This window comes from Micromonospora sp. WMMA1976 (genome assembly GCF_027497335.1).
GTDB lineage: Bacteria > Actinomycetota > Actinomycetes > Mycobacteriales > Micromonosporaceae > Micromonospora > Micromonospora aurantiaca.
The window spans coordinates 4,440,224-4,463,762 of the sequence record NZ_CP114912.1 but is presented as its reverse complement, the minus strand read 5'-3'; the positions used below and the strand labels follow the sequence as shown (position 1 = coordinate 4,463,762).

Here is a 23,539-nt window from a genome sequence, read left to right as displayed (position 1 = left end):
GTACCCGACGGGTCGGCGGGACGTCACGGCTGTTCGGCCGGGTCTAGTCTCCCCTAGCAGGAAGTCCCGTCGACAGGGAGTTTGCCGTGCACGTCCGGCTGTCCGCCGCATGGACCGATCCACGGGGGACGGTGTGGGCCGTCGGCGACACGGTCGACGTGGACGCCGTGACCCTCGCCGAACTGGAGGAAAAAGGCATGGTGGAGCAGCCCGCGGGTAGCGGATCGACCGAGACCACGACCACCACGACGACCCCGCCGAAGAAGACCGACCCGTCGAAGATCGGCCCGGGCCCGAGCTCGCCCCCGGCCGACACCGACAACGACTGACCGGGCGTACGACGAACGGGCGTACGACGAACGCGGCGGGGGCCGGCGGGACGACCGCCGGCCCCCGCCGTCGTCGTGTCAGCGGTCGTTCATGCCGGCCCGGCGGCGCAGCGCGGCCACGTCGGTGACCACGATGCGGCGTCCCTCGGTGCGCAGCCAGCCCCGGCTGGCGAACGAGCCGATGGCCTGGTTGACGCTCTGCCGGGAACCGCCCGCCATCTCGGCCAGCTGACTCTGGTTCAGCTCGATGGTGATCATCGGGGCCTGGCTCTCACCGGCGAGCCGGACCAGCGTCTTTGCGACCCGGCCGGGCAGGTCGAGGAAGACGTGGTCGGCGTTCTGCTCGGTGAGCCGGCGGATCAACTGGCCCAGCGAGCGCATCACCGCGTCCAGGATGCGCGGGTTGGAGTGCACCAGCTCCATGAATGCCGGCCGGGACAGCGCCAGCGCGGCGCAGTCCTCGATCGCCTCGGCCGACGCCGAGCGGGTGGAGGCGTCCAACAGGGACACCTCGCCGAGCACGTCCGGGGGTCGGATCACCGACAGCACCGCGCGTTCACCGGTCGGCGCGGTGCGGAACACCGCCACCGCGCCGCGGCGCAGCACGATCAGCGACTCACCGGGATCGTTCTCGACGAAGAGCAGCTGGCCCTTGCGGTAGGTGCGCGGTACGGCCGCGGCGATGACACGCTGCCGCACCTCCGGCTCGAGCCCGGCGAACATCTCCACACCCGTGAGCGCGTCACCCGGCTCCGGCAGGCGAGACTCCACGGCTCAACCCCTCCCCGGTCAGAAGTCACGACTCGCACACCGGGTGAAGCTGTCATTCCCGGTACGAGGCAGCTCAACCGGTTCGGCGCCCGACGGCGGTACACATCAGATCATGACGCTCTCGTCGCGTGCTGTACACCCCCGGAAACACTTCCGTGACCATGCCCGCCCGCCGCCGGCACACGCGCCGACCTCGGCGGACGCCCCGGCGACCGGTCCGTGCCGGTGATGGGCGAGGATGGGGGCGATGGTCTACCGCTATTTCTACGACTGCGAATTCATCGAGGACGGCCGCATCGTCGACCTGGTGTCGATCGGCGTCGTCGACGAGTACGGCCGCGAGTTCTACGCGGTCTCCACCGAGTTCGACGACTCCCGGGCGGTGCCCTGGGTGCGGCGCAACGTGCTGGACAAGCTCCCGTCGCCGGCCGACCGGGCCTGGCGCTCCCGCGCGCGCATCCGGGACGACCTGCACGAGTTCCTGCTGGAGCCGGTGCGGGACCGGCCGGGCGAGCAGCTGGAGCTGTGGGCCTGGTACGCCGCCTACGACCACGTCGTGCTGGCCCAGCTCTGGGGCGCGATGCCGGCGCTGCCCCGGGAGATCCCCCGCTTCACCAAGGAGCTGCGCCAGCTCTGGGACGACCGGGGTCGCCCCCGGCTGCCGGACGCCGAGGCCGACCGGCACGACGCGCTCGTGGACGCGCGGCACAACCTGGCGCGGTGGCGGGCGATGACGGCGCGGGAGGTTTGACCGGTTCCGCCCAGGGCACGGGAGCGGCATCTACGCCGATCCGAGACAGGAGTGCCCCATGAGCAATGAGCCGACAAACGCCGCGGACGCCCGCCGCCGGGTCACCGAGCTGATCAGGGACGCCCGGATCTGCCTGCTCACCACCACCGGCGTGGACGGGCGTCTGATCAGCCGCCCGATGGGGTTGCAGGAGGCGGACTTCGACGGCGACCTGTGGTTCTTCGCGTACGCCGACTCGGCGAAGGTGCGGCAGATCCGGGTCAACCCGCAGGTGAACGTCGGTTTCTCCGACCAGCGCCACCACGCCTGGGTGTCGGTCGCCGGCACCGCCACCGAGGAGTGGGACCCCGACCGGGCGAAGGAGCTGTGGAGTCCGGTGCTGAAGGCGTGGTTCCCGGACGGGCTGGACACGCCCGGGATCACGTTGATCAAGGTGCACGCCGGGTCGGCGGAGTACTGGGACTCGCCCGGCAGCACCGTGGTCAACCTGCTCGGCTTCGCGAAGGCGGCGGTGACCGGCAAGCCGCCGAAGGCGGGGGAGAACCACGAGGTCAGCTACTGACGGGTAGCCCGTCCGCCGTCCGGAACGGCCCGGGGTGCGGTGTCGGCGTACACCTGTGCCGACTACAGTGCGCAGTGACGGCCCGCCCCGGGCCGGCAACGGCGCCGATGGTCTGATCTGACACATATCCTGGGGCTTATCCGGGCTTCACCTGATGCTCCAGGAGGATGAGCAGATCATGCGTATCGGCGTGCTCACCGGCGGCGGCGACTGCCCAGGTCTCAACGCGGTGATTCGGGCGGTGGTCCGCAAGGGCGTCGCCACCTACGGTCACGAGTTCGTGGGCTTCCGGGACGGCTGGAAGGGCCCGCTCGAGGGCCTGACCAAGCCGCTCGGCATCGCCGAGGTGCGTGGCATCCTGCCGCGCGGCGGCACCATCCTCGGCTCGTCCCGCACCAACCCGTTCAAGATCGAGAACGGCGTGGAGCGGATCAAGGACAACCTCGCCGCCCAGGGCGTGGACGCGCTGATCGCGATCGGCGGCGAGGACACGCTCGGCGTCGCCACCAAGCTGCACGAGCTGGGCGTCAACGTCATCGGTGTGCCGAAGACGATCGACAACGACCTCGGTGCGACCGACTACACGTTCGGCTTCGACACCGCCGTCAACATCGCCATGGAGGCGATCGACCGGCTGCACACCACCGCGGAGAGCCACCACCGCACCCTGGTGGTCGAGGTCATGGGCCGGCACGCCGGCTGGATCGCCCTGCACGCCGGCCTCGCCGGTGGCGCCAACGTGATCCTGCTGCCGGAGCGGCAGTTCGACGTCGAGCAGGTCGCCGGCTACGTCGAGAAGCGCTTCCAGCACCAGTACGCCCCGATCGTCGTGGTCGCCGAGGGCGCCCAGCCGCTGGACGGCCAGATGGTCCTGCACAACCAGGAGCTGGACGCGTTCGGTCACGTCCGTCTCGGCGGCATCGGCCAGTGGCTGGCCGAGCAGCTGGAGGCGAAGACCGGCAAGGAGGCCCGCACCGTGGTGCTCGGCCACATCCAGCGCGGTGGCACTCCGACCGCGTTCGACCGGGTGCTGGCGACCCGGCTCGGCCTGCACGCGATCGACGCCGCGCACGAGGGCGACTGGGGCAAGATGGTCGCGATGCAGAGCACGGACATCGTCCGCGTCCCGCTCGCCGACGCCACCCGCGAGCTGAAGACCGTGCCGCTGGAGCGGTACGCCGAGGCCGAGGTCTTCTTCGGCAGCTGATCGACGGCGCACGGGCGTGGCGGGCCGGCGATCCGGCCCGCCACGCCCTGCCCACGTGACCCGGGAAGGGGTACGGCTGATGGCACGCCAGGTGCACACGGTCGCGGTGATCGGCGCCGGCAAGATCGGTGAGCTGATGCTCTCCGGGCTGCTGCGTTCCGGCTGGCCGGTGGAGCGGCTGCTCGCCACCGCGCGGCGGCCGGCGCGGGCGCGGGAGCTGGCCGACCGCTACGGCGTACGGGTGGTGGACAACCTCACCGCCGTGACCGAGGCCGAGGTGCTGGCCGTGTCGGTCAAGCCGCAGGACGCCGCCGCGCTGCTGGACGAGATCGGCCCGAAGGTGCCGGCCGACAAGCTGGTCATCTCGCTCTGCGCCGGCCTGCCGACCGCCTTCTTCAACCGCCGGCTACCAGAGGGCACCCCCGTGGTCCGGGTGATGACGAACACCCCGGCGCTTGTCGACGAGGCGATGAGCGCGATCTCGGCGGGCGCGTACGCCACCGGCGAGCATCTGGCCCTGGCGGAGGAGATGTTCTCCCCGCTCGGCGCCACCGTCCGGGTGCCCGAGTCGCAGCAGGACGCGGTCACCGCGCTCTCCGGCTCCGGCCCGGCCTACTTCTACCTGCTGGTCGAGGCGATGATCGACGCGGGCATCCTGCTCGGCCTGCCGCGCCAGGTGGCGCACGAGCTGATCGTGCAGACCGCGATCGGCTCGGCGGTGATGCTGCGCGACTCCGGTGAACACCCGGTGAAGCTGCGCGAGGCGGTCACCTCGCCCGCGGGCACCACCATCTCGGCGATCCGCGAGCTGGAGAACCACGGCGTACGCGCGGCCATGCTGGCGGCGCTGGAGGCGGCCCGGGACCGGGCCCGGGAACTCGCCGCCCAGGCGGACTGACGCTCAGCCGGGCCGCGCCGCCGGTCCCGGTCGCCGGTGCCGGCGGAGCAGCAGGATCAGCACGGCCAGCGCGAGCGTCCCCCACAGTGGCACCCAGCGGGGCTGGTGCTGGGCGAGCGTGCCGACTGCGCCGCCGACGCTGTAGCTGACCAGGGCGAGCAGCCCGAGCAGGGTGCCCCGCCGGGCCCGGCCCCGGCCGGCGGCGGGACCGAGCAGCCAGCGGGCGGCGCGCTCACCGGTCTTGGTCGTGGTGTCCGACTGGTAGGTGATCGGCGTCGCGATGCCCGCGGTCCGGCTCGCCACAGTGGTCAGGCTGCCCATGGCGACCGCTCCGGCGGCGGCGAGCAGCACCCGGGACGCTGTGCCGTCCCGGCCGTACGCGAGCGTCAGGTTGAGCACCGTCCAGACGATCATGGCGGCCTCGGTGACCGCGATGTCGACGAGCGGCGCCGCCGTCGGCCGGGTCCGGCGGCGGAGCAGGTTCGTCAGTCCGGCGGCGGTGGCGAACGCGATGATCGAGGCCGCCGAGACCGGCCAGGTGCGATGCCCGCCGGCCGGTCCCATGCCGAGGAAGATGGCGTTGCCGGACTGGTTGGCGACGAATGCGCCGTACCGCAGGAACGCGAAGGCGTCCAACGCGCCGGCGGTGACGACGGCGAGCACGAGCGCCGCGAGCGGATGGCGGAACTCCCGGTAGGAGTCCGCGGAGTCGTACGACGCCGACCGGTTCACCCTTTCCCCGTCCGTGTGCAGGAGCGGCCCCGGCAGCGTCCGGCGCAGGCGGGCGCACGCCGATTCCGGGAATCTCACCGAAAGCCTGTTTTGCCCATAAACCCCTCCTAGTGTGACGACATAGTCGAAAGTACGTGAAGGGATCGCGACGTGCATCTCACGCCGAAGGAATTCGACAAGCTGACGATCCACTCGTTGGCGATGGTCGCGAACGCCCGCAAGGCGCGCGGGGTCAAGCTCAACCACCCCGAGGCCGTGGCGGTGATCTGCGCCGCGGCGCTCGAAGGCGCGCGCGAGGGCAAGACCGTCGAGGAGGTCATGAACGATGCGAGCCACGTGCTCACCGCCGACGACGTGATCCCCGGCGTGGCGGACATGATCCCGATGCTCCAGGTCGAAGCGGTCTTCACCGACGGGTCACGGCTGATCACCGTCCACTCACCCATCCAGTAGAGCAGCGACCGGAGGCCACGGTCTCCGGCGGAGCGGGGGCGACATGGCGAAGCAACACCCGGGACCGAACTCCAAGCACCTTCGGCCCATCGGCGGTTACAAGCTCAGCGACCAACCTCTGGAACTCAACGCCGGGCGGCCGGTGACCGAGGTGGTCGTGCACAACACCGGTGACCGGCCCATCCAGGTCGGTTCCCACTTCCACTTCTTCGAGGCCAACCGCTTCCTGGAGTTCGACCGCCCGGCGGCGTTCGGGAAGCGGCTGAACATCCCGGCCACGACCTCGATCCGGTTCGAGCCCGGCGACCGCAAGACCGTGCAACTCGTCCCGTACGGCGGCTCCCAGCGGGTGTACGGCTTCAACGGCCTGGTCCAGGGCTGGACCGGCGACGGGCCGATCCCCGGCTACCGGCCGGACCGGGCCGAGGCGCTCCACCAGGCCCAGACGCGCGGCTTCAAGACCACGTCGCAGCAGCAGGACCAGGGCAAGGGCCAGGACCAAGGCAAGGGCAAGGGCAAGTAGCCCGGCCACTCTCAGATGCGCCAGAGCTGGAGCGACAACGCATGAGTCAGATCTCACGGCAGGAATACGCCGGAATGTACGGCCCGACCACGGGCGACCAGATCCGGCTGGGTGACACCGACCTCTACATCGAGATCGAGAAGGACCTGCGGGTCCTCGGTGACGAGGTCATGTACGGCGGTGGCAAGACCCTGCGCGACGGCATGGGCAGTGCCAGCCAGGCCACGAGCGCCGAGGGCGTGGTGGACCTGGTGATCACCAACGTGACCATCGTGGACGCGCTGCTCGGCGTGGTCAAGGCGGACGTGGGGATCAAGGACGGCAGGATCGCCGGGATCGGCAAGGCGGGCAACCCCAACATCATGGACGGGGTGACCCCGGGCCTGGTGACCGGTCCGGGCACCGACGCGATCTCCGGTGAGCACCTGATCCTGACCGCCGGCGGCATCGACGCGCACGTCCACCTGGTCACCCCGCAGCAGGTGTACGCCGCGCTCAGCAACGGCGTCACCACCCTGTGGGGCGGCGGCACCGGGCCCAGCGACAGCACCAACGGCGTCACCATCACGCCCGGCCCGTGGAACATCCACAACATGATGCGGGCCTTCGAGAACCTGCCGATCAACATCGGCCTGCTGGGCAAGGGCAACAGCAGCGGCCGGGCGCCGCTGGTCGAGCAGATCATGGCCGGGGTGCCCAGCTTCAAGATCCACGAGGACTGGGGCGCGCCGCCCGCGGTGATCCGGTCCTGCCTGGCCGTCGCCGACGAGTACGACGTCCAGATCAGCATCCACACCGACACGCTCAACGAGAGCGGCTACATCGAGGACAGCATCGCCGCCTTCGAGGGCCGCACCATCCACACCTTCCACACCGAGGGCGCCGGCGGCGGGCACGCGCCGGACATCATCAAGGTCGCCGGCCAGATGAACGTGCTGCCCGCCTCGACCACGCCGACGGTGCCGTACGGCATCAACAGCCAGTCCGAGCTGTACGACATGATCATGGTCTGCCACAACTTCAACCCGAAGGTGCCCTCGGACGTCGCCTTCGTGGAGAGCCGGATCCGCACCGAGACCATCGCCGCCGAGGACGTGCTCCTCGACGAGGGCGTCATCTCGATGATGCAGAGCGACTCGCAGGCCATGGGCCGGGTGGGCGAGACCTGGCTGCGGACCGTCCAGCTCGCCGGGCAGATGAAGAACGTCCGCGGCAAGCTGGCCGAGGACTCCGACGCCAACGACAACTTCCGCGTCCTGCGCTACGTCGCCAAGATGACCATCAACCCGGCCATCACCCAGGGCGTCTCGCACGTCATCGGGTCGGTCAGCCCGGGCAAGCTCGCCGACCTGGTCCTCTGGGAGCCCGCGTTCTTCGGCACGAAGCCGAAGATGGTGCTCAAGGGCGGCATGATCGCCTGGTCGATCATGGGCGACCCGAACGCCTCGCTGCCCACCCCGCAGCCGGTCTACTACCGGCCCATGTTCGGCGCCACCGGCACCCAGGTCGCCAAGAACTGCGTGACGTTCGTGTCCCGGGCCGCGCACGAGTCGGGTGTGGCCGAACAGCTCGGCCTGCAACGGCAGGTCATGCCGGTCTACGGCTGCCGCAACCTGACCAAGCGCGACATGGTGCGCAACGACCGTACGCCGAAGCTCGAGGTCGACCCGGAGACCTTCGCCGTGAAGATGGACGGCGTGCACGCGACGGTGCCGGCGGCCAAGAACCTCCCCCTCAGCCAGCTCTACTTCTTCAGCTGACCCGGCGCGGTGCCAGCCCCCGGCCGGGCCGGTGGCGGGGTCGCGTGAAAGGAGAACACATGCTCGTCGAAACGGTACTCGGCAACGTGAACGAGCCGGCCTGGACCGAGCGGCTCCGGGAGGCCAAGGTCGACGACCTGGTCCTCGACCAGTGGGACGCCCAGAAGAGCCGGCTGCGCCGGACCACAAGCCTCGGCACCGAACTGGCGCTGTCCCTGGCCCGCGGCGTACGGCTGCGCGACGGCGACGTGCTGGCCTGGGACGACGCCACAGCGACCGCGGTGGTGGCCCGGATCGCGCTCGGCGAGGTGATGGTCGTGCACCTCGACACGCTGCACGGGGAGTCCCTGGACATGGTGATCCGCTCGGCCGTCGAACTCGGCCACGCGATCGGCAACCAGCACTGGCCGGCGGTGGTGAAGGGCACCAAGATGTACGTTCCGCTCACTGTGGACCGCAAGGTGATGGACTCGGTGATGCGGACCCACGCGTTCACCGGCCTCACCCACGAGTTCATCCCCGGCACCGAGATCATCGCGTACCTGGCCCCGCACGAGTCGCGGCGGCTGTTCGGCGGGGCCGACTCGACCCCGCACACGCACCTGCCCGCCGACCTGAACTGAGGGCCGGGGTGTCCACGGTGACCGAGGCCCTGAAGCTGCTCCAGTTCGGCGACTCGGTCTTCCCGGTCGGCGCGTTCTCCTTCTCCAACGGGCTGGAGACGGCGGTCGAACAGGGGGCGGTGCACGACCGGGCCACGTTGCAGGAGTTCGTGCGTACCGTCACGCGCGCCGCCGCCACCGGTGACGGAGTGGCGCTGCTCGTGGCGCACCGCGCCGCCCGCGCCGGTGACCTCGACCGGATCCGGGCGGCCGACGAGGCCGTACACCTGCGCAAGATCAACGAGGAGACGCGGACGATGACCGTCCGCATGGGGCGCAAGCTGGCCGAGGCCGCCGAACGGGTGGTGGGGGAGTCCCTCCTGCGCAAGCGCGTCGCGGAGAGCGGCGCCGGCGTCCCGGTCACCTACCCGGTCGCGCTCGGCGTGCTCTTCGCCGAACTCGGCGTGGACGAGGCGGACGCGTTCGCCGCCCACCAGTACGGCGCGGCCTCCATGGTGCTCGGCGCGGCGGTCCGGCTCATGCGGGTGGACCACCTCGACACCCAGTCGATCCTCTTCGCGGTGAACGAGCGGGTCGGCGAGGACTACGAGGAGGTGCGCACCGCCGGGCTCGACGACATGCAGAGCTTCGCGCCGCACCTCGACGTGCTGGCCGGCGCACACCAGCACGCACACGTACGGATGTTCATGAGCTGAGCGCTCATCACCTGAAGGGCTTTTTCAAAGATGAAATCAGCGAGTCGGATCGGCGTCGGCGGCCCGGTGGGCAGCGGCAAGACGGCCATCATCGAGGCCGTCGTGCCCCGCCTGGTCGAGCAGGGCCTGCGCATCCTGGTCATCACCAACGACGTGGTCACCACCGAGGACGCCAAGCACGTCCGCCGCGCCCTGACCGGCGTGCTGGTGGAGGAACGCATCGTCGGCGTGGAGACCGGCGCCTGCCCGCACACCGCCGTTCGCGAGGACCCCAGCATGAACCTCGCCGCGGTCGAGGACATGGAGGCGCGGTTCCCGGACAGCGACGTCGTGCTCATCGAGAGCGGAGGCGACAACCTCACGCTCACCTTCAGCCCGGCGCTCGTCGACTACTTCATCTACGTGATCGACGTGGCGGCCGGCGACAAGATCCCGCGCAAGAACGGCCCCGGTATCTCCAAGTCCGACATCCTCGTGATCAACAAGACCGACCTGGCCCCGTACGTCGACGCCGACCTGGACGTGATGGCCCGCGACGCCGAGATGATGCGCGGCGGCAAGCCGTTCGTGTTCACCAACTGCAAGACCGGCGAGGGCATCGACGACCTGGTGGACCTGGTCCGCCGCAACGCGCTGTTCGACGCCGAAGTCCTCGCATGACCACTCTGGACTCCGTCCGGGAACTCGCGCCGTACCAGGACCAGCCGGCGCAGCTGCCGGCCGCCGCGAACGGCAAGGTGGGCATCCTCCGGCTGGGGTTCGAGCGGCGCGAGGACCGGACCATCCTGCGCGACGTCTTCCGGCAGTCGCCGCTGCTGGTGCAGCGCGCGCTGTACTGGGACGAGGAGATGCCGGGCCTGCCCTGCGTCATGATCCTCACCACCTCCGGTGGCGTGCTCCAGGGCGACCGGCTGCGCATCGACGTCGACCTGGGGCCGGGCGCGCAGGCGCACCTGGTCACCCAGGCCGCCACCAAGATCCAGGAGATGGACGCCAACTACGGCACCCAGACCCAGAGCTTCACCCTGGCGCAGGACGCCTACCTGGAGTTCCTGCCCGAACCGGTGATCCCGTTCCGGCGCAGCCGGTTCGTCTCCGACACCGTGGTCCGGCTGCCGGAGACCGCCACCATGCTGTACGCCGAGGTCCTCCAGCCCGGCCGCAAGTACTACCGCGACGGCGAGATCTTCGCGTACGACCTGTTCTCCACCACGCTGCGGGCGCAGCGGCCCGACGGACGCCCGCTGTTCGTGGAGAAGTTCGTCATCACGCCCGGCCGGTTCCCGGTGTCGCGGATCGGGATGATGGACCGCTTCCACGTCTTCGGCAACGCCGTGCTGCTCACCGACCCGGACCGGGCGGCAAGGGTCTTCGAGCGGACCGCGACGCCGGTGTGGGACGAGCAGACACCGCTGGCCACCGCCGTCAGCCGGCTGCCGAACGACGCCGGCCTGGTGTTCAAGGTGCTGGGTCAGGAGACCGAACCGGTCCGCGCCGCGGTACGCGCGTTCTGCACTGCCGCCCGCGAAGAGGTGACCGGCTGCACCTTCCCGCCGGTCTTCAGCTGGCGTTGAGGCGAGGAGAGCAGCGACATGGCCGACATCGGACGTGGCTGGCGCCATCTGGCCGATCGGAACCCGGCGGCCGGGTTCGTCGACGCCAGCCTGCGCGGCGCCGCGCAGGTGGTGCTCCAGAACAATCCGCTCAGCGGCCTGCTGATCCTGATCGCGCTCGCCTGGGGCGCGTTCGAGAACGGGACGCCCCGGGTGTTCGGCGGCGGCGTGCTCGGCCTGGTCGTCGGCACCGCGACCGCGCTGGCGCTGCGGGTCGACATGTCGAGCTGGCGCAAGGGCCTGTTCGGCTTCAGTCCGCTGCTGACCGGGCTCGCGGTGCCCACGTTCCTCGACCAGCGTCCGCTGATGTGGCTCTACCTCGTGCTCGGCGCGATCGGCACGGTGGTGGTCACGCTCGCCCTCAACGCCGTCTTCAAACGCTGGAACCTGACCGCCTACACGTTCCCGTTCGTGCTCACGACCTGGTTCCTGCTGATGGCGGCGTACCAGTTCGACAGGTTCACGGTGCTCACCAAGCTGACCCCGAAGTTCCCCGGTGAGGGATCGCTGACCGGCGGCACGTTCGACTGGGGCCTCATCCCGGTCTTCTTCAAGGGCGTGTCCCAGGTCTACCTGATCGAGAGCTGGGTCACCGGCCTGCTCATCCTCGTCGCCCTGCTGATCAACTCCCGCTGGTCGGCGCTGTTCGCGGTGATCGGCGCGGTCGGCGCGACACTGCTGGCGCTCTGGTTCGGCGCCGACGGCGCGTCCCTGGACAAGGGGCTGTTCGCCTTCAACGCGGTGCTGACCGCGATCGTGGTGGGCGCCGTGGCGCACCGCCCCGGCGCGCTGGTCACCGTCTACACGCTGTTCGGCATCGCGCTGACGCTGTTCGTGCAGATGGCGCTGACCACCATGCTCACCCCGCTCGGCATCCCGGTGCTGACCGGGCCGTTCAACATCGCCACCTGGCTGTTGCTGCTGCCGGACCGGCACTTCGCGCCGGTGCCCAACCACGATCGGGTCAAGGACACCGTGATGCACACCGTCCGCGACTCCGTCCACCTGCGAGAGAACGAGGGAAACCGTGTCCGCTCCGAACGCGGGTGACACCGCCTGGGTGCTCGTCTGCGCCGGCCTCGTCCTGTTCATGACGCCGGGGCTCGCCGCGTTCTACGGCGGCATGGTCCGCACCCGCAACGTGCTGGCGATGCTGCAACAGAACATGATCGCGCTGGGCGTGGTCAGCCTGACCTGGGTGCTCGTCGGTTACACCATCGCCTTCGGCGACGACGCCGGCAGCGGACTCTTCGGCAACCTGGAACTGTTCGGGCTCACCGACCTGAAGGTGCCGCCCGCACCCAACCTGCACGTCGTCGACGGCCGGATCACCATCCCGACGCTGGCGTTCGTCCTGTTCCAGATGATGTTCGCGGTGATCACACCGGCGCTCGTCACCGGCGCCACCGCCGGTCGGCTGAGGTTCGGCGGGTGGGTGCTGTTCCTCGCGGTCTGGTCGATTGTGGTCTACGCGCCGATCGCGCACTGGCTCTGGCACCCCGGCGGATGGCTCGCCAAGTTCGGCACCCAGGACTGGGCCGGCGGGCTCGTCGTGCACGCCAGCGCCGGCGCCGCCGTCCTCGCCGTGCTGCTCGTCGTCGGCCGGCGCCGGGACTGGCCGCACACCGCCGCACCACCGAACTCGATCCCGCTGACCATCGTCGGCGCCGGCATCCTCTGGTTCGGCTGGTTCGGCTTCAACGGCGGCGACGGACTCCAGGCCAACGGCCTCGCCGCGCAGGCCGTCCTCAACACGCACCTCGCCGCCGCCGCGGCGATGCTCGTCTGGCTGGCGCTCGAACGCGTCACCGACGGACACAGCACCGTCGTGGGCGCGGTCTCCGGCGCGGTCGCGGGCCTCGCCACTGTCACCCCGACCGCCGGGTACGTCAACGCGGCCTCGGCCGTGGCGATCGGCGCGCTGGCCGGCCTGGTCTGCCACTTCGCGCTGAAGCTGAAATACCTGCTGCGCCTCGACGACGCGCTCGACGTGCTCGCCGTGCACTTCGTCGGCGGCATGCTCGGCACGCTCCTGCTCGGCCTGTTCGGCAACCGCGGCGTCAACCCGCTCGGCGCCGACGGGCTGTTCCTCGGCGGCGGAGGCGGCCTGCTGTGGCGCCAGCTCGTCGGCGTGGTCAGCGTGGTCGCGTTCTCCTTCGTCCTGACCTGGCTGATCGCCGCCGGGGTGCAGGCACTCATCGGCCTGCGCGTGCTGCTCGCCGACCAGGAGCGCCTGGACCAGGCGCAACAGGGTGCCGACGCGTACCACCTGGGCGGCGTGACCAGCCTGACCGCGCCCGGCGCCCCCCGGCGCCGTACCGCGGCGGCACCGGTCGGCGAACCGGCCGTGCCACCAGGCCAGCGGGTACGGGTGGTCACCGCGCTGCTGGAGCCTGATCCGGCGGCGAACAGCGCCGACCTGCGCGACGCGCTGCTGCGCGCGGGCGCGATCTCGGTCATCGTCAGCGACGCCGCCGTGGCGACGACGACGCCACAGGCCAGCCTGCTGCCGCGTGGTTACTGGCAGGACCAGCCGTTGTCGGCCCGGCTGCGCGTCACGGTGCTGGTGGGTGCGGACGGGGTGGGGGCGGTGCTGGACGAGCTGGACCGGATGGGGGCCCGGCGGAGCGACACGTTCGTGCAGGAGGCGGAACGCGTCCAGTCCTGATAGGTGGTCGACCACTGCCTGATTGGGTCTTACGTCTCACTCCTTCGGTCAAGTTGCGCGTGTAGACCGCTGGGGATCCTGCCACTGTGGACTGTGAGTGATTAAATCAAGCTGCGACGGCAGGCACCGAGGACGTTAGGGGTGTCTCCGATGCCTAATCGATTCAATCGAGGAATGTCAGGAGTCTGCAACGACCGTTTTCGCATGCTGCGGCTTGGAAGTCGGATGGCGCGTCGAGTCCCAACGGGCCGGCCGTCCACTTGTAAGATACGCACAGGTCGATCTTGCGCCTGCCCCCACAATGGGAAGAGGGCGGCCTGATCTGGCTTCTCTGGCTTACATGATCGGTGCCTTTACAGTGGCGGGTGTCGACGAAGCCCCTCTGTGGTGAGCGGCAGGCCGGTCGGAGCTCTTCAGTCTGCCGTCAGCCTCTTCAGGTGAATCATCTCCAGTGGAGTAGGGTCGATAGGCGCGTGATCCACAGATTCTACGAATTTAGAGGTTGCAATGCCGCCAATGAGGCGAAGGCGAAACCCGGCCTCGTCGAATCAATCGCATTCATCCGATCGTCAGATTGCTAAGCTCGCACTGATTGGTACGGTAGCGGCAGCTGCGATTACTGCTGTATCTGCCGTCGTTGCGTCTATCGTCCCTCATCTACTGGCGGCCAACCAACCGCAGGCTCCATCATCCGGGATTTCGGCGTCCGGTGCACCGACTGCTACTCCTGACGTTTCGCCGCCGCTAACCGTTGCCGTTCAACAGTCTGACGAGTATTGCCGGGAGGGATGGGTTCTGCCCAATGCTCCTCGTCCAATTCCTCAGTCCAATGACGGATGGATCGACTGGCCCGCCTGGGCGCGGCAGCAGGGGGCAGTGCGTGTCAACAGGCACGAAGTGCTGCTTACTATTCAAGGAGTCTCGGACGCCAGGGTTGTCATCGATCGCATCCGAGTAGTCGTGGTGGGTCTTCGCAGGGCGCCCCTCATTGGGACGCTTGTGGATATACAGTGCGGCGAGCCATTCGAGTACAGATACCTGGAGGCCAATCTTGACAAGAATCCGCCGTCCGTAACGTCCAAGACAACAGGATCAATCGGTGGCGAACGCAATGCTCGGCTGGATCCCGCGAAGTTCCCCTATCAGGTCGCCATTGATGAGGCCGAGAGCTTTGTTGTCTCATCTGTGATTTCCAAGTATGACGTTGACTGGCGAGTCGAGGTGGATTGGTCTTCTCAGGGTCAGTCCGGCACGATTGAGGTCTACGATAACGGGCGGCCTTTCCGCACGACCAGTTCATCTAGCGTGAGTGCCACCTGTACTTGGTGGGATAGCGGCCTCCTTGTCAAGGAGTCGTCCAAAAACTGCCAGACATGAGTAACGTGGTTCGATTGGAAGGCGAACTCGAAGTTCCGAAATATCGGGGAAGTGTGGGGAATTTTCTGAAGTCTTTGAGGTCGGCGCGGACAGCGGTGACTTGGCTGTTATGGCGGCTTTGGTGCCTTCGCCGTCCGTTGGCGACCGAAGGTTCTCTGCGGATGGAGCCAGAGGAGGTCACTACGAGATCCGCGACCGGTGGAGCAGTGGTCTGGTGGAGCGATGGGCGGAGGCTGACTTCCCAAGGGTTGGCGTGGCCAGCCGCCTACCTTCCTTCAGAGTCTCCGAGGGTTCCACCGGCCGGTGGAAAGTTGTGCCACCGGTAGTGGTGGACGGTCGTACGATCACCGATGATCGAACAACTCGTTGACTGTCTTCGTGTCGATGAGTTGGCCGGCACCGACAAAACGCTGCGCCACCAGGATGCCCGCCTCGTGTGCGGCCTGACCGCCGTGGCTGGCCGACGCATCGGTGACCACCCATGGCGTCAGATCGCGCTCGAACGCGTCCACCGCTGACTTCAGGACACAGCTCTCGGTGGCCACCCCGCAGAACACCAGATCGGTCCAGCCCTCCCGAGCAGTCAGGTTCGCGCCCTGGTTCGTGAAGTACGAGTAGATGGGCTTTTCGAGAACGGCTCGCGCGCGAGCAGCGTGTCGGCGCAGTTCAGGGACGATCTCTGTCTCCGGCACATGCTGCATCTTCGACCAGTGGATCAGCCTTTCGAACGGGCTGTTCGGATAGTTGTAGTAGCGCGTAAAGACGATCGGTCTGCCCGTGGCCTCCCACCGTTCGACCAGCTCCACGACCTTCGGGATGACATGTCGGCTCCGGTCGTTGATGAAGCCGTTCTGCATGTCGATGACGATCAGGGCCGCCCGCTTGCCGCTCATGCCCCGACTCTGCCAGCCGTCGTCTCTGCTTCGCGAAGCGCCGCCTGGGCCTGCGTCAGGCGCTCGGGTAGGCCGCTGGTCGTCACGGCTGCCTGACGCATCATGCAGTGCTGCGCGGTCTCCTGCACTCGTGCGGTGGTGAGTCGCGAGTGGGCAGCTCTCAGGAACCGCCAGCCGAACCCGTGAGGCACCACCGGGTCTCGCCCGTTCTCCACCACTCGCTGGACCTGCCGGCAGTAGGCCCAGAGCATCTGCACGTCGATCTCAAGCGAGACCAGTTCGTCGGCGGTAAGGGCTCGCTCCGGTGAGATTGCGTGGTAGGCGAGTCCGGACCAGGTCGCGAAGCCGACGGATACTCCGACGATTCCGAACGGCACAGCCGTGGGCTCGTCGAATCCCTTGGTCAACAACGTCCGCTCGACGTGCTCGGGCACAGGTTGTGGTCGGGGTGCCGCATGACGGTTCACCAGCACTGACGGGAAACTCAACAAGCGGACGGCGTTGTTCAGTTCCTCGGGGCGGCACCCCATTTCCTGGGGAAGGTACATCGACATCACGTACTCCGCGACCACTTCTCGTCGGTCAAACTGATCCGACAGCAGCCGTTCGAGCTGCCGGGTCGCCCACGGTAGGTCGTCCTCGTAGCTGGCGTACCGCCAGGCGGCGAGTTCCGCCAGCCTTCTGAAGATGAGTTCCTGCTGAAGGTGCAGCACCACCACGCCGCAGGCGAAGACGTGCGCTGTGCACTGCCCGTCTGGATGCGGCACATCGGTCGTCGATACGTGCAGCCACTCGTGCGGGCGGGGCTTCACCCGCGGCAAAGTCGCCAATTCCCGTACCGCAGCCGCCCCGACGTGGGCCGGGATGAACTTGTGGGAGTGGATGCGGTATCCGGAAGTCACCGAAGCAGCAGGGACGGGAGGCTCGTTGCCCGTCGCTTGGCAGAACCTGGCGACCGCCTCATCGCTGGCTCTGACCAGAGCGGTGTCGAGAGCGGCCTGCATCTCCGGTCGAGGTTGCACCGCATCCCGGCCGGCCTCCCACTTCGACACGGTGCGCTCGCTGACGCCGAGGTGTTCGGCGAAGTCGCGGATGCTCATCCGCAGCGCGTGCCGCAGCATCCGGGTTTCCCGCCCGGTCCACTTCTGCACGGTCGTCATCGGCTCGCCTCCGAGTGCGTCGAGACCGGCCGCCAGCAGCTTAGCGGCTCGACTTCAGAGCTGGTACAGCGCAAGTGCAGAGCGTAGTCGTACCCCATGAGCCGCAAGCTGGCGAGGGTGGACGCATGGCCCGGGGCGGGTGCTGGGCTCCGGTGGGGCGTCACCCGAGCGCGTCCGCCGTCCCCGCCCGCCCCGGTGCCGCTCCGACTCTCGACGGAAGGGCTCTTCATGGCGGCGGTGCTGGACGACTTTCCGGCGCTCACCCCGGTCAGCGACGAGGATGTGGCGCTGGCCGTACGCGCGGTGGCGGTGCATGTGCCGGAACGGTGGCCGACGGGCCCACTGTGCCGCAGCGAGCGGGTGCCGCATCCGTGCCGGCTGGCCCGCTGGGGCCGCGGCACGCTACGGGCGGCCGGGCTCACCGAGGAGCGCGTGGACGAGCTGGTCGCCGCCGGCGACCCGGGCGCCTGGCCGTGGGCGTGACCGGGCTCGGGGCGTACCCGATGGAGAGCTGGCCCGGCTCGACGGCGGTGCGCGAGGCGGTGGCCCGGTGGCTGCGGCTGGTGGCGGCGGACGCGGAGCTGGCGCCGTACCTCGTCGGGGTTGATCGGGCCCGGCTCGCCGGACACCTGGCGCTCACTCTCACGGTTGCTCTCGGCGGACCGGCGGGCGACATCGCCCGGCCGGCGGCCGGGGCGTGGCGCGGCCTGGGCCTGACCGAGGCGCAGCACCGCCGCGTGGTCGACTACCTGGCCGGGGTGCTCTGGGCGCTCGACGTGCCGGCAAACTCGGTGAAAGCGGCCCGGCGGGCCTTCTCGGACGAGGCCGGCTCGTGACCGCCGCCCTGGCCGCGTCGTGGTCCGTCACCATGCGGTACGCCCGCGAGGCAGCCGACCACTTCTGGTGTGCGGTCGAGGACCGCTGCCCCGCGACGCTGCCGGAGCGGGAGGCGGCGGTGTTCCTCGCCGCATTCGGACGGCTGGTCAGCGGTGGCGACGACCCGGCCGGGCGGGCGGCGCTGTTGGCAGTGCTCGGCCGCGCCTGTCGCCGCTACCGGCTGCTGCCGCACCTACTCACCGTCGAGGCCGCGCTCGTCGCGACAGTGTCCCGGCAGGTGAGGTGGACACCGGAGCTGGCAGCGGCCTGGGCAGGGGCCGCCCGGCGGGCCACGGCGGCGGTGCGCCGTGCGGTCGAGCAGGCCGGCGACGGCCCGCCCTGGTGGCCGGCGCAGGTCGTCGACCACGACCGGGCGGCCGACGGCATCGCCGTGGTGACCGTGCGCCCCTGGCGCCGCCTGACGTACCGGCCCGGTCAGTCGCTGCCCGTCTGCACCGAGCGCCGGCCCGGCCGGTGGCGTTGGTACTCGCCGGCCAACGCTCCGCGCGCCGACGGCACCATCGAATTCCACATCCGTGCCGTCGCCGCCGTCTCCCGCACGCTCGTGCACCGGGTACGCCCCGATGATCGGATCTGGCTCGGCCCGCCCCGGTCGACCGGCCTGACCCTCGATCCGGCGTCGAATGCGGACCTGCTGCTCGTCGCCGGGGGCACCGGGCTGGCGCCGCTGCGCGCCCTGGTCGAGCAGGTCGCCGCCGCGCCGGCCGGTCGCCGGGTCACAGTGGTCGTCGGCGCCCGCACCTTCGCCGACCTCTACGACCCGATCAGCCTGGACAAGCTCCAGAGGAGCAACGACTGGCTGACCGTCGTGCCCGCGTTCTCGCACGATCCGGTGGCGGAGGCGGGAGAGCAGGGCGACGCGCTCACCGTCGCGTTCGACCACTGGCGGCCCGGTCAGGAGGTCTACCTGTGCGGTCCACCGTTGATGGTGGCCGGGTCGCGGCTGCGGCTGCTCGCCGGTGGGGTGCCGGCCGAGCGGATCCACCTGCCGGACGGGTGCGGGGTCTGATGGGCGTCTATCGCAGCCGCAACGCGCTGGCCGGCCCGCTCACCGCGGACCGGCTCAGCGCCGTCGAGCTGCCCCGCACGCCACTGGGCCGGCGCGGTTACCGGACCGACGACGTCGACGCGCTGCTGCATCGGCTCGTCTACGAGCTGGGGGAGCGGACCCGGCTGCTCGACGACGCGCTGGGTGAGAACGACCGCATCAAGCGGGCGCTGCGCGCCTGGCAGGCCGAGGTGCGGGAGGCTGCCGGCGTCGTCTGGTCTCCCGCGGCCATTCCAGACCCACCGTCTCGTCCCGGCCCCGACAGTCAAAGTACGCCTGAGGTTCCGGGCGGCGCGAGGACGCCCGGCGTCGTGGGCTGACGGGGTGAGACCACCTTGAGCAGGCCATTGCGACGGGCGCGGGGAACTGAGCCCCGGTGCACGGGAGCCGGTGGTTCGTCTGTCGCAGCGCATCGATGATCGCACCGGCCCCGATCTCCGTCATCGTGCCCGCGCCGCATGCGGTCGCCAGGAGCCAGATCGTTCCGTGCACGCTCAAGCCGTACGCACGGGCGACTCTGGTCGCGTCGCGATCGTCGGTCACCGCGGTGCCGCTGTAGATCTGTGCGGCGGCGAAGACGCTGGCCTCGCCCATGTGACGGGCGCCGGCGCCGGTCCTGCGGACCCAGGCCGCGAAGCATCGGATCTCGGCCGCGTCGTCGAGTGCGATCACCCGAATCCAGTCCAGTTCCAGCGCGGAGGTGAGCATCGGATGCCGCTCGGCTCCGGACCGAAGCTCGTCCAGCACGATCGAGGTGGTTGCACATGAGTTTTCCGCGACCATGCTCGCCAGGACGTCCAGCCGGTCGGCGAGCGCGAAGTGGTGCAGCACCGTGGTATCGAAGACCAGCATCGATGTACCCGCTCCAGGGTCGGTCACAGCGGCAGATCTGCGTCGTGGCGCGGAGGTAGATCATCGGAGGTGATCTGGCCGTGCAGCAGTTCGACCGCACGGGGGCCGGTCACCAGATTGCGGCGCCATGCCTGCATCACCGCGTGTGAGTAGCTGGGCGGAACGCGCTCCGCGTTCAGGTCGGGCTGCGGCGCCCAACCCACGGCGTCCATGAACTCCGCCTGGGTGGGGGTGACCTGGTTCAGGTTGCGCCGTCTCGGGGTGTCAAGCCAGCCGGCCAGCTCGGCCTGTCTGAGGGCGAGCGACCAGGATGTGCGGTACGTGGCGGCCAGGCGAATGATCTGTTCGCGCGGGTTGCCGTCCGGGACGGGGCCGGAGAAGGCCGCAAGCGGCAGCAGCAGCTCCGCCGCGAATGCATTGATCATGGACTCGCGATCGGCCCGGGACAGGTGCACCGCCAGGTCGCTGGAGTACTCGTCGCCGAGTACCAGGTGACCGAGTTCGTGGGCCGCAGTGGCTCGCCGCCTGCCCGGATCACCCTTGGCGCTCACCACCGCCACGGCGGTGTCGCCGTCGATCAGGGAGGCGCCGTCCCCCGGCAGGTCGATGACCAGAACGTATTGTCCGCAGCGCTCGCTGAACTCCATGAGCGTGGTGATCGGTTCCTCGCCGAGACGATGTGCCTCGCGTAGCCATCGTGCGGCCATCCGCGCGTCAGCCTCCGATTCGACCGGTCCGGGGTATCGGGTCGGGGCGTTCGGACGCAGCGTTCCCACATCGATCATCTGCCGGACGTCGCCGAGCCAGGCGGACAGTGCGATGTCGAGACGCTGGGATCTGCGCGCGGACTCCACGTTTTCGTCTTCGGCGAGCAGGTCGGTGCGATGAGAGATGACGGCCGGCCGTCGATGCAGGAGATAGTCGATCGTGACGTCGAGCGCGGTGGCGAGACGGACAAGTTCCAACGCGTCGACGCGGCGGGCACCAGCCTCGACCTTGGCGATCATCGTGCGGTCGAGGCCGATGCGGGTGGCCAGCTCAGCCTGCGACAGGCCGACCCCGAGACGTGCCTGCCGGATCTGCTCGCCGACCGTCGCCCAGTCGCTGTCATCGACCATGGTGCGATAATCGCACACTTCCGTCCTCCCGTGTTCCCGACTTGACCGTCCGTCACGAGAGCCGGTGAACGTGAAAGGGAAGCCCGGCGACGGTCGTAGCATGTGGAGACTTCTCCCGGCGCGGTCGTGCCGCATACTGGCCCGGTGTTCACTCTCGCCCAGGCGCGTCACCTGGTGGCCACGTTGCGGCCGCGCGTCGACGAGCTGATCCGGCTGCGGGCCGACCTGGCCGAGCTGCGGGTCGATCTGGCCGATCACGGCGTCAGCGCGCTCGGCGGGCTCGCCGAGGTGAAGGCGCTGGAGGCGCGCCTGCATCTCGTGGTGGACGAGTTCCACCAGCACGAGATCGCGGTCAAGGGGATCGCCCCGGTGCTGCTCGACTTTCCCGGTGAGCGTGACGGCCGGGCGGTGCTGTGGTGCTGGCTGGAGGGGGACACCGACATCCGGTGGTATCACCGGGTCGAGTGCGGGTTCGCCGGCCGTCGTCCCGTCTGAGCCGGCCTGTGGGTGACGCGCGCCGGGCGGTGCCGTCCGACGCCGACGAGCTGGTGCGGCTGCGCGGGCTGATGCTCGCCGGCATGAGCGGGGTGCCGACGCCGCCGGGTCGCTGGCAGGACGTCGCCCGGGACAATCTGCGTACCTGGCTGGCTGAGCCGGACCCGTGGCTCGCCGCCTTCGTGGTCGACGCGCCGGGCGGCGCGTCGCTGGCGGCCTGCGCGGTGGGCACTGTGGAGCGCCGACTCGGCGGGCCGGACGATCCGAGCGGCCTGGTCGGGTACGTCTTCAACGTCAGCACCGACCCGGCGTACCGCCGACGTGGCCACAGCCGGGCCTGCCTGACCGCGCTGCTGGCGTGGTTCCGGGACCGGGGTGTGCGCCGGGTGGATCTGCGGGCCTCGGCGGCCGGCCGGCCGCTCTATCGTGCCCTGGGTTTCCGGGAGACCGCCGACCCGGCGATGCGGCTGACGATCCCGGCGGAACAATCCTTCAGCCCGCTCCGCGAAACCGGCAACGATTTGTAGGCGTAAGTCGCTATACGCGCCCGGCCGCAAATCGGTGATCTTCCATGCGCTGTGATCTTATTGATATCTATCTCTCACCACCACTTCACGCCCCCAGGAGTGCGACGTGCGGAGATCCCGTCTTGCCACCCTCGCCCTGACCCTGGCCGCCTCGGTCGGGGTCACCCTGTCTCTGGCCGCCCCCGCCCAGGCGGCCCCGTCCGACCGCTACGTCGCGCTCGGCGACTCGTACGCCTCCGGCGTCGGCGCCGACAGCTACACGTCCGAGAGCGGTAACTGCCTACGCAGTACGAACGCCTATCCGGCGCTCTACAACGCCAACATCAAGCCCGCGTCGTACCGTTCGGTCGCCTGCTCCGGCGCCACCACGGCGGACGTCATCAACAGCCAGCTCTCCGCGCTCTCCTCCACCACCACGCTGGTCAGCGTCACGGTGGGCGGCAACGACGTCGGCTTCGCCAACATCATGAGCACCTGCGTGCTCCAGGGGGAGACCCAGTGCGTGGCGGCCGTGCAGTCCGCCATGAACGTGGCCCGCACCTCGATGCCGGGCCGCCTCGCCAACGTCTACAACGGCATCAAGAGCCGCTCGCCCTCGGCCCGCGTCGTGGTGGTCGGCTACCCGGTCTTCTACCAGCTCGGCACCACCTGCGTCGGGCTCAGCGCGACGTCCCGGGCGAAGATCAACGAGGGCATCAACCTGCTCGACGACATCACCCGTACGGCCGCCGTCTCGGCCGGCTTCAAATTCGCCGACGTCCGCTCCATCTTCGTCGGCCACCAGCTGTGCAGCGGCGGGACCAAGTGGCTGCACGCGCTGAACGTGCTGAGCCTGAGCAAGTCGTACCACCCGACGGCCGCGGGGCAGTCCGGCGGCTACTACCCGGTCTTCCGGTCCGCCGCCGGCTGACCCGGTCCGCGGCAGCGGCACGCCTCCCCGCGGGAGCGTGCCGCTTCGCCGTGCCCGGCGGCGGTGTGCCCGTCAGGCCGGCAGGACCTTCTCGATCGCCGCGCGCAGCTCAGGATCCTCGGGCGTGACCTGCGGGCCGAACCGGGCGGCCACCGTGCCGTCCGGCGCGACGAGGAACTTCTCGAAGTTCCAGCGCACGTCGCCGGTGTGCCCCTCGGCGTCCGGCGTGGACACCAGCTCCGCGTAGAGCGGGTGCCGGTCGGGCCCGTTGACGTCGACCTTCTCCGTCAGCGGGAACGTCACGCCGTAGTTGATCTGGCAGAACTCCTCGATCTCGGCGGCGCTGCCCGGCTCCTGGCCGGCGAACTGGTTGCACGGCACCCCGAGCACGGTCAGCCCGCGTCCGGCGTACGTGTCGGCGAGTTCCTGAAGGCCCGCGTACTGCGGGGTGAGGCCGCAGCGGGAGGCCACGTTGACCACGAGCAGGGCGCGGCCGCGGTAGCCGCCGAGGTCGGCCGGGCCGCCGGTGAGGGCGTCGATCTGGACGTCGAAAACGGTCATGGGACGAGGCTACGGGCCTTGGCGCCCACCGTCCCGCGCCACCCGTGAAATCGATGCATCGACATCTTGACTAAGTGGTGACGGCGTGAGTAGCGTCTCAGCAATCAATTTGGAAA

Annotated in this window: 27 protein-coding genes; 21 read left to right on the top strand and 6 right to left on the bottom strand. The window is 69.5% G+C overall.

From position 1 onward, the window contains the following. Positions 1-86: 86 nt before the first annotated feature. A complete protein-coding gene (locus tag O7546_RS20365) occupies positions 87-329 on the top strand; it encodes a hypothetical protein (protein ID WP_194801180.1) in 243 nt (80 codons plus the stop codon). A 78-nt stretch (positions 330-407) separates the two neighbouring features. On the opposite strand, the gene O7546_RS20360 is transcribed toward O7546_RS20365, so the two are convergent. Continuing rightward, positions 408-1,100, bottom strand: a complete 693-nt coding sequence (locus O7546_RS20360; RefSeq protein ID WP_013287664.1) for a Crp/Fnr family transcriptional regulator — start codon at positions 1,098-1,100, stop codon at positions 408-410. Between the two features lie 247 nt (positions 1,101-1,347). On the opposite strand from O7546_RS20360, the gene O7546_RS20355 reads away from it, so the two are divergent. The 4 genes from O7546_RS20355 (at position 1,348) to proC (ending at position 4,518) form a co-directional block, all read left to right on the top strand. Beyond that, positions 1,348-1,851 carry a polyadenylate-specific 3'-exoribonuclease AS gene (locus O7546_RS20355; RefSeq protein ID WP_013287663.1) on the top strand — a complete coding sequence of 168 codons (504 nt, stop codon included), beginning with the start codon at positions 1,348-1,350 and terminating at the stop codon, positions 1,849-1,851. Between the two features lie 58 nt (positions 1,852-1,909). Further along, entirely contained in the window at positions 1,910-2,413 is a 504-nt protein-coding gene (locus tag O7546_RS20350) for a pyridoxamine 5'-phosphate oxidase family protein (RefSeq protein ID WP_194801181.1), read from the top strand. A 178-nt stretch (positions 2,414-2,591) separates the two neighbouring features. After that, complete coding sequence (locus tag O7546_RS20345) at positions 2,592-3,620, top strand: 6-phosphofructokinase (protein WP_030273929.1); 1,029 nt, start codon at positions 2,592-2,594, stop codon at positions 3,618-3,620. 79 nt (positions 3,621-3,699) lie between these two features. Next, on the top strand, positions 3,700-4,518 hold the full coding sequence (proC, locus tag O7546_RS20340) for a pyrroline-5-carboxylate reductase (protein ID WP_194801182.1): 819 nt from the start codon (positions 3,700-3,702) through the stop codon (positions 4,516-4,518). Between the two features lie 3 nt (positions 4,519-4,521). On the opposite strand, the gene O7546_RS20335 is transcribed toward proC, so the two are convergent. Continuing rightward, a complete protein-coding gene (locus tag O7546_RS20335; protein WP_281599951.1) occupies positions 4,522-5,250 on the bottom strand; it encodes a YoaK family protein in 729 nt (242 codons plus the stop codon). A 150-nt stretch (positions 5,251-5,400) separates the two neighbouring features. Between O7546_RS20335 and O7546_RS20330 the strand changes: the two genes are divergently transcribed. The 9 genes from O7546_RS20330 to O7546_RS20290 are packed head-to-tail and all read left to right on the top strand — an operon-like array spanning position 5,401 to position 13,585. After that, complete coding sequence (locus O7546_RS20330) at positions 5,401-5,703, top strand: urease subunit gamma (protein ID WP_013287657.1); 303 nt, start codon at positions 5,401-5,403, stop codon at positions 5,701-5,703. A 43-nt stretch (positions 5,704-5,746) separates the two neighbouring features. After that, a complete protein-coding gene (locus O7546_RS20325) occupies positions 5,747-6,226 on the top strand; it encodes an urease subunit beta (RefSeq protein WP_151499870.1) in 480 nt (159 codons plus the stop codon). Between the two features lie 41 nt (positions 6,227-6,267). Then, positions 6,268-7,986, top strand: a complete 1,719-nt coding sequence (locus O7546_RS20320; RefSeq protein ID WP_262013290.1) for an urease subunit alpha — start codon at positions 6,268-6,270, stop codon at positions 7,984-7,986. 59 nt (positions 7,987-8,045) lie between these two features. After that, positions 8,046-8,609 (top strand): urease accessory protein UreE, encoded by a 564-nt coding sequence (gene ureE, locus O7546_RS20315; protein WP_013475749.1) that lies wholly within the window; start codon positions 8,046-8,048, stop codon positions 8,607-8,609. A 17-nt stretch (positions 8,610-8,626) separates the two neighbouring features. After that, the gene (locus tag O7546_RS20310) at positions 8,627-9,304 is read left to right on the top strand and encodes an urease accessory protein UreF (RefSeq protein WP_262013288.1); all 678 of its coding nucleotides are present in this window, start codon (positions 8,627-8,629) and stop codon (positions 9,302-9,304) included. Positions 9,305-9,334: 30 nt separating this feature from the next. Beyond that, positions 9,335-9,964 carry an urease accessory protein UreG gene (gene ureG, locus O7546_RS20305; protein WP_260034115.1) on the top strand — a complete coding sequence of 210 codons (630 nt, stop codon included), beginning with the start codon at positions 9,335-9,337 and terminating at the stop codon, positions 9,962-9,964. Beyond that, entirely contained in the window at positions 9,961-10,878 is a 918-nt protein-coding gene (locus O7546_RS20300) for an urease accessory protein UreD (RefSeq protein WP_281599950.1), read from the top strand. The genes ureG and O7546_RS20300 overlap by 4 nt, the downstream gene beginning before the upstream one ends. 18 nt (positions 10,879-10,896) lie before the next feature. Then, positions 10,897-11,967, top strand: coding sequence for an urea transporter (gene yut, locus O7546_RS20295; RefSeq protein WP_281599949.1), 1,071 nt, complete (start codon positions 10,897-10,899; stop codon positions 11,965-11,967). Next, positions 11,945-13,585 carry an ammonium transporter gene (locus tag O7546_RS20290; RefSeq protein WP_281599948.1) on the top strand — a complete coding sequence of 547 codons (1,641 nt, stop codon included), beginning with the start codon at positions 11,945-11,947 and terminating at the stop codon, positions 13,583-13,585. The genes yut and O7546_RS20290 overlap by 23 nt, the downstream gene beginning before the upstream one ends. A 1,721-nt stretch (positions 13,586-15,306) precedes the next feature. On the opposite strand, the gene O7546_RS20285 is transcribed toward O7546_RS20290, so the two are convergent. Next, positions 15,307-15,855 (bottom strand): isochorismatase family cysteine hydrolase, encoded by a 549-nt coding sequence (locus O7546_RS20285; RefSeq protein ID WP_262013284.1) that lies wholly within the window; start codon positions 15,853-15,855, stop codon positions 15,307-15,309. Continuing rightward, a complete protein-coding gene (locus O7546_RS20280; RefSeq protein WP_262013283.1) occupies positions 15,852-17,015 on the bottom strand; it encodes a helix-turn-helix transcriptional regulator in 1,164 nt (387 codons plus the stop codon). The genes O7546_RS20285 and O7546_RS20280 overlap by 4 nt, the downstream gene beginning before the upstream one ends. 228 nt (positions 17,016-17,243) lie before the next feature. On the opposite strand from O7546_RS20280, the gene O7546_RS20275 reads away from it, so the two are divergent. The 4 genes from O7546_RS20275 to O7546_RS20260 are packed head-to-tail and all read left to right on the top strand — an operon-like array spanning position 17,244 to position 19,280. Further along, the gene (locus O7546_RS20275; protein WP_281599947.1) at positions 17,244-17,498 is read left to right on the top strand and encodes a hypothetical protein; all 255 of its coding nucleotides are present in this window, start codon (positions 17,244-17,246) and stop codon (positions 17,496-17,498) included. Then, a complete protein-coding gene (locus O7546_RS20270; protein WP_281599946.1) occupies positions 17,489-17,851 on the top strand; it encodes a hypothetical protein in 363 nt (120 codons plus the stop codon). The genes O7546_RS20275 and O7546_RS20270 overlap by 10 nt, the downstream gene beginning before the upstream one ends. Beyond that, positions 17,848-18,921, top strand: a complete 1,074-nt coding sequence (locus O7546_RS20265; protein ID WP_281599945.1) for an oxidoreductase — start codon at positions 17,848-17,850, stop codon at positions 18,919-18,921. The genes O7546_RS20270 and O7546_RS20265 overlap by 4 nt, the downstream gene beginning before the upstream one ends. Continuing rightward, a complete protein-coding gene (locus tag O7546_RS20260; RefSeq protein ID WP_281599944.1) occupies positions 18,921-19,280 on the top strand; it encodes a DivIVA domain-containing protein in 360 nt (119 codons plus the stop codon). Before O7546_RS20265 ends, O7546_RS20260 begins: the two co-directional genes overlap by 1 nt. Before the next feature lie 555 nt (positions 19,281-19,835). Here O7546_RS20260 and O7546_RS20255 read toward each other — a convergent pair. Then, on the bottom strand, positions 19,836-20,930 hold the full coding sequence (locus O7546_RS20255; protein ID WP_281599943.1) for a helix-turn-helix transcriptional regulator: 1,095 nt from the start codon (positions 20,928-20,930) through the stop codon (positions 19,836-19,838). A 144-nt stretch (positions 20,931-21,074) separates the two neighbouring features. Here O7546_RS20255 and O7546_RS20250 point away from each other — a divergent pair, with 144 nt between their 5' ends. The 3 genes from O7546_RS20250 (at position 21,075) to O7546_RS20240 (ending at position 22,862) form a co-directional block, all read left to right on the top strand. Further along, positions 21,075-21,425, top strand: a complete 351-nt coding sequence (locus O7546_RS20250; RefSeq protein ID WP_260034125.1) for a DUF2203 domain-containing protein — start codon at positions 21,075-21,077, stop codon at positions 21,423-21,425. Between the two features lie 8 nt (positions 21,426-21,433). Next, a complete protein-coding gene (locus O7546_RS20245; protein WP_269697365.1) occupies positions 21,434-21,952 on the top strand; it encodes a GNAT family N-acetyltransferase in 519 nt (172 codons plus the stop codon). Positions 21,953-22,058: 106 nt separating this feature from the next. Next, on the top strand, positions 22,059-22,862 hold the full coding sequence (locus O7546_RS20240; protein ID WP_043329427.1) for an SGNH/GDSL hydrolase family protein: 804 nt from the start codon (positions 22,059-22,061) through the stop codon (positions 22,860-22,862). A gap of 72 nt (positions 22,863-22,934) precedes the next feature. Here the strand turns inward: O7546_RS20240 and O7546_RS20235 are convergent, their stop codons facing one another. Further along, on the bottom strand, positions 22,935-23,423 hold the full coding sequence (locus O7546_RS20235) for a glutathione peroxidase (RefSeq protein ID WP_281599942.1): 489 nt from the start codon (positions 23,421-23,423) through the stop codon (positions 22,935-22,937). Between the last annotated feature and the right edge of the window lie 116 nt (positions 23,424-23,539).